The following is an 8,229-nucleotide window of genomic DNA, read 5'->3' as shown; positions in this document are numbered from 1 at the left end:
TTGCTTGACCGAATTTCATTTATTTTCTCCTTTCAAATACATAATAAAAAGCCCCATCGCATTGATGAAGGCTTTTTCCTATTGTGATAATCCTATTGTCGAGAGCTCACTTGCGACTCGTGGTAGAGCGTACCACGTTATTTCGTAATTGTGTTTTAGATTTATAGTGCATTTCCGTGTACTTTGAAGCTATAGTAAGTTTGTTTTAGTAAGTTTGACTGAATTCTATGGAAAGTGGACGAAGTTCACATATAAACCACTCCTTCAGTTTTTATTAGCCTTTTATATTAATTAAGATACCTAATCTCTTAAAAAATATGGGCCGGCCATGTATGTCATGCTCCGAACAAGTTTGCGAAGCGCGGGTCGGTCGTCGGTCTGTCTTTCCCTAATATTTAGGTTTTTATAAATACCAAGAGAGGAAAAGCTTACCGCGCCGTCCTGCCTCCCAGTTTACAATGGATTTTTTATTTCACAAAACATGCTACATGTTTTACATTTGTTCCTTTTGTTACATCTGTTTCATTTGTTTCTTTCGTTCCACAATCGCGCCTGATTGTGGAAGATCGGTTTTTCAATTAAATGTCCTATAATTTTCTTCGTTTGTTTTTCAAATCATTTATTTTAATAACACCATAATAAACAATCCAAAATAAGAGAATTAAAAATACAGAATAATTCTTTTTACTTTCAGGCAATAAAATTAAAGTTACAATATATATAAGAACACTAGGAACAAGTAATACCCAATACAATTTTCGTCTATTCATTTAAAATCACTTCTCCTTCAAGACAATCTATTGACAGTATAGCTCTCGCGCAAACAACCCTAATAAAGGAATTTTAAATATATTATACCATTAACAAAAAAGCTCCTAAAGCGTCCTTTGGTGACCTTAATTGTTATTCAACAATCTGGCCCCGATTTTTGAATAAATGTTATTAAAAAGAAGTAGCCCATTGGCTACTTCATCATCTGACTTAAAATATTATTTCTCACTCTAAAAATGGTCGTGCTAGATAATCTCATATGCTTACCAATAGCACGCATACTATCACCATCCAGCAATCTATGAAGTACTTCCACCTCTCTGTCTCCAGTTACAAGAGGAATACGTTTTTGAACCTCTGCAATCTTTTGCTCATATTCCTTAATACGATAATTTAACGAATATACACGACGCTGTACTTCTGTATAAACTGGATCACTTGTACCTCCACTAGCTTTTGGCAATGTTGCCTCAATCCCATACATAGCCGTTTTTGCCCCAATGTAGCTATTGATATCAGCTTTCGCTACTGGCTGCCTTGCTTCCTCGATTGTTTCAACCATCCATCGATAATTCTCAATCCATTGTAGTAAATCCTCTTTTGTAACTTTAATTTGCCCTTGTTTCATAGGTTTGCCCTCCTACGGTGTGATATACTAGAGTTGTGAACACCATCAAAGGGCATAAACCAATTCGAGCTGTAGCGTGTGATGACGCTGCGGCTTTTTCTTTTCTAAAACTACTAATATGCTATAATTTGGTTAAAAAGGAAGTAGATAAATTATGTTCGATTTTATTATTGGAATATTAGAAATTATGGCTAAGATTATTTCAGTTATATGGGATGTACTTGTTTTACCATACAAGCTAATTTGGATAATTTTAGTTATCGGTATTCTAGCTAAATTTTATTTTAAAAAATCCCGAATTAACTAATCCTTAAAGTTTGGTAGGTAAATCCCCGCCAAACTTTTTTCGTTATTTCCTCATATTGTGCAGTAGTCTACGCTGGAATCACTTTACCTTTGTAATAATTAAATTCCTTGAATGTGTCACGATAACGTTTGGATAACTCACGATCACCATTAGTTAAGAGTATTTCAAGTTTTTGTGCATTGCCTTCTACAGTAAAGTTGGCTAATTCTTCAAACAGCATTGTTGTTGAAGCTAAAATTTCATCCTTTTTATCAATCACTGTATATACGCAACCGCAATCAGAACCAGCAAAAACAAAACGTAATCCCACATGGCGTACTACATAGTCAAATTCATCATTAGGAAATCGAATAATATCTCCTATTTTCAAATTGTGTAATGCGTGTTTTGGCTTATTCATTTCTCTCGCTCCCTCTTGGCTTAAATTCACCAATATCTGTACCAACTGAACCTAAATACATCTCACGATCATGTTCCCAACATTTTTTACACATTTTTTCACCTGGTACAAAATCCATTAAATGCGGCCCACTTAATTCCGTTGCTATTTCACCGCACCAGCCACACTCACCGCCATTTTCATATTCAGCCATGATTTTATCTAATTGCTGTTGTGTCAGTTCAACTTCTGTGAATGCCACCGCAGTAGCAAGCTCGCCAACATCGTAATAACTTGGTTTACCATCGTACCCATAGGACTCTGAATAGTCCTCTGTCATTTTGTTTAAATCTATAACAAGACGTTCATTTACGACTTTTAAATTAAATTTCGGCATCCCTTTTCCCCTTCCTGAAACTGCACATTTTCTTTCTAGTAAACACTTGCTGCTGGCACTTCCAAAGCCCATTTGCGACCTTCAGGGCTATTAAGCCAAGCCTCAATTTTTGAATTATGATCTATTCTCTTTACACCTGATTTTTCTTTAAGTTCAAGCAAAGGTAAGTATTTATGAGCATTTCGACCATGTATACGCACTTCATAAACACCTCCTACTAATTTTCCACTTCTACGCTGTGTTAACGTTGCTACATGTTTGATTCTTTGATCTACAGTTACAGACCAACCACATTTACAACTTCGTGTAAAGATGTCATCTTCAATTATTAAAGCCCCTTGTGATGGTTCTCCTCCTACCTTGTCGTTACCACACTCTGGACAAGTTGAGTATTTTTTTGTTAATTCCATTGCATCTCTCATATCCATTTATTTTCTTCCCTTCTGAACAATATGTTTCTGTTGTGATTGTTTAATAATTTGAAGTATTTATGCCTTACGCAAGGCTCGTATCTCTCGCGATAATCCAATATATTCATTCCAATATTCCTCACGATAATCTTCTTTCATTTTGAAATAACGTTCGTTATCCTTTACGAAAACCTCACACCACTTTTGATTCCACTTTGCTTGTAAGGTTGCTACCACTGACGGCTTTGGTGCTGCATAATGCGTTTGCACCTTTAAAAGTACTTCTTCAATCGTTAAACCGTCTTTATTCATGTATAATGCATGTTTTATTTTGTCTATAGTGTTTTTATATGGTGTAATTGATTCGCCACCTTTAACGCCACCAACATTTAAAACGTCTAGTTCTTCATCGATATAATCAGCAATTTTAAACCGTTTAGCACTTCGCTGACGCTTGCCCCAAAAATAAATAGACACTTTGTTGCGGTACGCTTTTTCATCGAAATAAATTAAACCTATTTCTAAGTGCTTCAACCAATCTAGGATTAATTGAGCGTGATAGTGTTTCGGCTTTGGAACTAAAATGAACATATAATCGACTAAATGTTTACGTCTTTCTGCTTGTTCAATTACTTTAAAATTAAGTGTCGTTTTCATTTCAATGCCAATGTACACATTTCCATGCTTGCCGACTACATCTAAATCTACTACCTCAGCAAACACTTTTTCACAATTCATTTCATTAGATAAAAACTGTTTTAATGGTTCAAATAAGTCTGATTCTTTCATTGATAAACTCACCTCATTTACTCAAAAATTAGTTTCTTTTACTGCACAATATCTTTCAATTACACCTCTAATTGCTTTAATTTCATGTTCCAAAGTTCTGCAATTTCTTTTGCAACATCAATCTCAAAATCATCAAAGATATAGGCGTTTTCAATATTCCTTGTGAATGTATAATGCCATCTAATGTCAGAATCATTAGCGATATATTCGGATATGATATCTGGTAATTCGCCTCTTATTTTTGGGGGTGTCATATAACTTTGATAAACAAGGTATCGTACCATATTAGATTCACCCTATTTCGCATTCTCTTTTTCAACTATTACTCAACACTGGCTCTTTATTCTTTTTAAACTCCTCAAACCAATCATCATAATCTCCATCCAGCTGTTTTCCTATTAATCCATGCTTTCTTGGTTTGATTACACCTAGTAGCTCCAAATCCATAACTATAAGAGCAGCACTGACCTTATGAATGTTCAACTTGCGATAAATCAGATTAAGAGAGAAATCAGCTTCCCACATACCAATGAATTTTTCGATCTGTGCATGTGTGAAATCCAGTTGCACCATTTCATGTTCTTCCTGTGAAAATAAGATGTATCGATTCTCTACTTTTGGTGCCATTCAATCGTCACCTCTGCCCTCGGATTATCCGAATACCACTTACGAGCAACTAACTCTGTCACTTGGCTGTCATCACGCCATATAACCTTGCTTAGACCGTCTTTAATGCCTTTTGCCAGATTGTCGATGTCTGGTTTAGTTGTTGGTCGCAACTCACCATTTAACGCCTGCTGTAGCTTTTTCTTGCTATTGCTGATAGCTTTTGGCATCTTACGATAAACATCGATAGTTAGCTTTATATCCTCTGTAATTAGTGATTCTGGTGCATGCTCTGCAGCTACTAGTCTCACGAATGATTTATAGTCTTTGGATTCTTTTGGATCGAATGTACCATTTCTTGTTACTCGTGGTCTTTGTTGTGCCTGCACATCTCCAGGTATTTCAAATGTGAGTACGTTCATGTTTGCCCTCCTGTCAGCACTCTCAGAAGTCTGCTGATAAAACAACCTAATGCGGTTCTACCAGCAGCATGTATTTTAGTTACAATTCAAAAATCCTCATAATTCAGCTTGTTATTTACCTGTTGGTACTGCTACTTCAACACCCATTTTAATTAGTTTGGATTATTATTTACGTTAAAGGAGAAAGTTGTTATACTATTTTTCAGAAAACAATATTCTATTATTATGAAACAGATGAAAAATTATCCTTTCTAATTTATAGATAACTAGGAGATAAAAAATGGGACCTATTTTTCCTATTGTTGTAGGAGCTTTTATGTTTATACCTTTGTTAATTATTAGTAGTGTCTATAATTTAATTACTGAAAAGGTTACTGAAAAAGAAATAAGGCCAGTAAAAAACATTGCAAAGAATATCGGTGGTACCATATATGATTTAAGTCGAATAACTGCATATGCTGTTATTCCAACAGGATTATATATATCAAGTATCTATTCTCATATAGCACTTTTTTCAGAATACTTTAAGGAAAATGAATTAGAAGTCTTTTCATTTTTTGTCTTTACATTATTATTGATAAGTGGTTATCACTCTTTGCGTTTTTTATTGAGATACAAAAGTTTTTATATTGAAAGAGTAGATTATTTATTTTTCTTGGTTTTGGTGCCTCTTTTTGTACCATTAGCAGGTGGGATTTTGATAAGAATTGCTTTTTGGTTCTATTATGACTTACTTTCATTCCTTCTATAATTTGTTATACTAATCAGTAGTAACTATAAAATCTTGTTTCTTTATTTCTCTTTCAAAATCTTATTAGATGTACTCCGTCCACCTTTCTTAAGAGAAACTTATCACCTTAAGGCGGTGGGCTATTCTATTAAATTACCTTTCTTCATTTACAAGAATTACATCTACATCCTCATTCCATGTAAATGTTTCTTCACATGCTTTACACCTTTTTAATTTACTCATGCAGCCATCGCCCCTTCCATTTTCATGATGAGATAATCCGTAGCCTCATCAGCATCTTTCAGCCCTACCATGACTCTCAATTGCTCCAAACGGTTATATGCCATGGATTCGTTATGCTTGCCTCCAAAGCGTTGAAATGTGCCTAAATACATCACGATTTGGTCTATTAAAAATTGTTCATTCATGAGCTACACCACCAAGTGCTTGACGTGCCTTTTCGCCTAAATCAACTGCTAAATCAGTTTCTTTATTCATGTGAGCTATAATTACGTATTTACTTAAATCACCATAAAAACAAAGCGTTTCGCGAAGCCGTTCATTTTCATTTTTAGTTTCCTTTAACATTTCACTAGCTTTAAACGTAGCTTTTTCCATAATTTCATAGCATTTTTCAGTTTGTTCTAGTCTTTTTTGCAACCTTTCAACCTCTGCAACAAGCACTGGCACATCTGTAATTGCATGTTTAATAAACTCTGTATCACCATCATTCAAACAATCGTAAGTTTCGTTACCTGTTTGGCAAACTGCGTAATCCTCATTAGGATTGAATATATCGATATGTCCTTCTGCTGTTTCTTCACTTTCCCACGGTCCCAACGTAGCCTTCGCCACACGTTCTTTAATGGCATTCAACTGTTCTTGATTCATCACTCAATCACCTCACGCTCATGTTCTGTCACATAAATGTATGGTCTTGTATGGAAATAATCATTTTCATTTGGGTACTGCACCTCAACTTCTGGATGCCTTGATACGAACTCTTCCACGTCCCATACATTACCTATATCTTCTGTTACTAATGGAATGTCGACTATGCTATGTCGTGTGTTTCCAGACCAACCAGTTCGTTTTAAAGATTCGATGTTTTCGTGCATTGCATCTAAATTGTTATGAATTACTCTGATTGTTTCTTTAACCTTTGTTTCAATAATGTGCATCCCTTCACCCTCCATCAAGGGGCTGTTGCCCCTCACTTGTTTTCAAAAACCTTACGTAATCGGTAGTTCACCTTCATGTCCTTTGGAATCGTTACCGTGAAATCCTGTGCCATTTCAAACAGCCTGCTTGTTAATGCCTCGTCGATGTAGAGCATGTCATCTAATGACAACTCGCTTGATATAAGCAACGGTTTATTGTTTAGGTAACGATAATTGACCACTTCAAAGATTGATTCAGCTTGCCACGGCTTCACATCAACCTTTCCACCAATCGGCTTGAACAGATCATCAATGAACAAGACATCAATTTCCTTCATACGGTCCATGATTTCGTTTTTACGTTCGAAATTGTTAGCAGCCAGATTGTTCATGCCATCCTTGTAAGGAAAATAGAGAACCGGCACTTGCTTTGTATGAATCAAATAATTAGAGATAGCTGTTAACAAATGTGTTTTGCCACAACCAGGTTGTCCAATTAGCATGATGCTGTTCTGTCGGTATCCTTTAATCTGATCAAATGCTGCATAGTACTGATTGGCCTTGCTTTTCATTTCAGCAACCTTTGGATGCACACCCTCCGTCGAGAAGTTTTTAAAACTCATTTTCTGAAATTCTTCTGTAATGGCACTAGATTTGATCAAACGATTAAGTTGACGTATTTTAGAGCATTCGCATTTCTGCCATTCTTCTGTGTCGTACTGCAAAATAACTTCTGTTCCATTTTGTAATAGCGTTGTTTCTCCAGCTTTCTTACGAACCATATAACCACCTTCGTCCTTACATTTAGGACAGTTGTAATTAGGTTCCTCAACTACTGTAGTCTCCGAACACAATTGGCTTCGTGCTCGTAGTTCCTCCAGTACTGCTGCCATTCTGTCGCCCATTCTTTCCATCAATCTTCACCTGCCAATCTGCGTATGAATTAACTCCTTTTTCTAAGGACCAGTTACGAAGTATCCCTTCGATATACTCGATACTTGATTTACCTAAATCAGCAGTAAGCTTAATCGCCTCAACAATTAGTAAGTGGTCAGGATATAAATCAAGAAGCTTGTCCATCTTTCGATGATCCGTAAAGTTACTGATTCGGATTGTTGAATCAAAACAATTTTTAATCTCCAAGAACGGATTGACCGACTGACTCTCTTCTCTCTCTGTCAGTACTTGGTTATTATCAGTATTTGGTTTATTCAATACTTGGTTAATATCAGTACTTAGTAGTGTTCGATTTTCTACTTCTTGAAAACCTACTTCTTGGTTTTCAACTTCTTGCTTTTCTACTTCTTGAAAATCGGTAAGTAGAGAATTTATAGGTACTTCATGAACGATCGTTTCCCATTCTTTAATTCTTTGCCCTTCACGAATAGGTTTTCGTTCGATGTAGCCACACGTCTTTAACTCATTGAAACCAGCTCTGAATGATGCTTTACCGTCTGTTGAGTGTGTCATTAGCTCGTCCATATAAAACACCCAATCATCTGGCATTGAAAGCATGTATGCCATTATGCCTTTAGCTTTCCAAGATAGCCGGTTATCGGTCAATGCCGTTCTATTCATCACTACATAGTTGCTGTTCTTAGCTACTCGGATGATGCCCATTTGCCCTCGC

Annotated in this window: 14 protein-coding genes; 1 reads left to right on the top strand and 13 read right to left on the bottom strand. The window is 35.9% G+C overall.

What is annotated here, in order from left to right:
* Positions 1–964: 964 nt before the first annotated feature.
* The 8 genes from EW028_RS14760 to EW028_RS14725 form a co-directional block, all read right to left on the bottom strand.
* Entirely contained in the window at positions 965–1,399 is a 435-nt protein-coding gene (locus EW028_RS14760) for a helix-turn-helix domain-containing protein (RefSeq protein WP_131521419.1), read from the bottom strand.
* A gap of 374 nt (positions 1,400–1,773) precedes the next feature.
* Positions 1,774–2,106, bottom strand: coding sequence for a hypothetical protein (locus EW028_RS14755; protein ID WP_131521418.1), 333 nt, complete (start codon positions 2,104–2,106; stop codon positions 1,774–1,776).
* A complete protein-coding gene (locus EW028_RS25670) occupies positions 2,099–2,482 on the bottom strand; it encodes a hypothetical protein (protein ID WP_227744959.1) in 384 nt (127 codons plus the stop codon). Before EW028_RS25670 ends, EW028_RS14755 begins: the two co-directional genes overlap by 8 nt.
* 35 nt (positions 2,483–2,517) lie before the next feature.
* Positions 2,518–2,910, bottom strand: coding sequence for a DUF3797 domain-containing protein (locus tag EW028_RS14745; RefSeq protein WP_131521417.1), 393 nt, complete (start codon positions 2,908–2,910; stop codon positions 2,518–2,520).
* 60 nt (positions 2,911–2,970) lie between these two features.
* Entirely contained in the window at positions 2,971–3,681 is a 711-nt protein-coding gene (locus EW028_RS14740; protein ID WP_131521416.1) for a hypothetical protein, read from the bottom strand.
* Between the two features lie 59 nt (positions 3,682–3,740).
* Complete coding sequence (locus EW028_RS14735; RefSeq protein WP_131521415.1) at positions 3,741–3,965, bottom strand: hypothetical protein; 225 nt, start codon at positions 3,963–3,965, stop codon at positions 3,741–3,743.
* A gap of 31 nt (positions 3,966–3,996) precedes the next feature.
* The gene (locus EW028_RS14730; protein ID WP_131521414.1) at positions 3,997–4,308 is read right to left on the bottom strand and encodes a hypothetical protein; all 312 of its coding nucleotides are present in this window, start codon (positions 4,306–4,308) and stop codon (positions 3,997–3,999) included.
* Positions 4,293–4,709 carry a RusA family crossover junction endodeoxyribonuclease gene (locus tag EW028_RS14725; protein WP_131521413.1) on the bottom strand — a complete coding sequence of 139 codons (417 nt, stop codon included), beginning with the start codon at positions 4,707–4,709 and terminating at the stop codon, positions 4,293–4,295. Before EW028_RS14725 ends, EW028_RS14730 begins: the two co-directional genes overlap by 16 nt.
* A gap of 280 nt (positions 4,710–4,989) precedes the next feature.
* Between EW028_RS14725 and EW028_RS14720 the strand changes: the two genes are divergently transcribed.
* Positions 4,990–5,460, top strand: coding sequence for a hypothetical protein (locus EW028_RS14720; RefSeq protein ID WP_131521412.1), 471 nt, complete (start codon positions 4,990–4,992; stop codon positions 5,458–5,460).
* Positions 5,461–5,678: 218 nt separating this feature from the next.
* On the opposite strand, the gene EW028_RS14715 is transcribed toward EW028_RS14720, so the two are convergent.
* The 5 genes from EW028_RS14715 to EW028_RS14695 are packed head-to-tail and all read right to left on the bottom strand — an operon-like array spanning position 5,679 to position 8,219.
* Positions 5,679–5,867 carry a hypothetical protein gene (locus EW028_RS14715; protein WP_131521411.1) on the bottom strand — a complete coding sequence of 63 codons (189 nt, stop codon included), beginning with the start codon at positions 5,865–5,867 and terminating at the stop codon, positions 5,679–5,681.
* Positions 5,860–6,333 (bottom strand): hypothetical protein, encoded by a 474-nt coding sequence (locus tag EW028_RS14710; protein ID WP_193767390.1) that lies wholly within the window; start codon positions 6,331–6,333, stop codon positions 5,860–5,862. Before EW028_RS14710 ends, EW028_RS14715 begins: the two co-directional genes overlap by 8 nt.
* Positions 6,330–6,620: a hypothetical protein gene (locus tag EW028_RS14705; protein ID WP_131521409.1), complete on the bottom strand. Its 291-nt coding sequence runs from the start codon at positions 6,618–6,620 to the stop codon at positions 6,330–6,332. The genes EW028_RS14710 and EW028_RS14705 overlap by 4 nt, the downstream gene beginning before the upstream one ends.
* Positions 6,621–6,652: 32 nt before the next feature.
* Complete coding sequence (locus EW028_RS14700) at positions 6,653–7,492, bottom strand: DnaA ATPase domain-containing protein (RefSeq protein WP_131521425.1); 840 nt, start codon at positions 7,490–7,492, stop codon at positions 6,653–6,655.
* Positions 7,428–8,219 (bottom strand): DnaD domain protein, encoded by a 792-nt coding sequence (locus EW028_RS14695; protein WP_131521408.1) that lies wholly within the window; start codon positions 8,217–8,219, stop codon positions 7,428–7,430. The genes EW028_RS14700 and EW028_RS14695 overlap by 65 nt, the downstream gene beginning before the upstream one ends.
* Positions 8,220–8,229: the final 10 nt, after the last annotated feature.

This window comes from Lysinibacillus sp. OL1, assembly GCF_004332175.1.
Lineage (GTDB): Bacteria > Bacillota > Bacilli > Bacillales_A > Planococcaceae > Lysinibacillus > Lysinibacillus capsici.
This window is presented reverse-complemented; position numbering and strand designations above follow the sequence as displayed.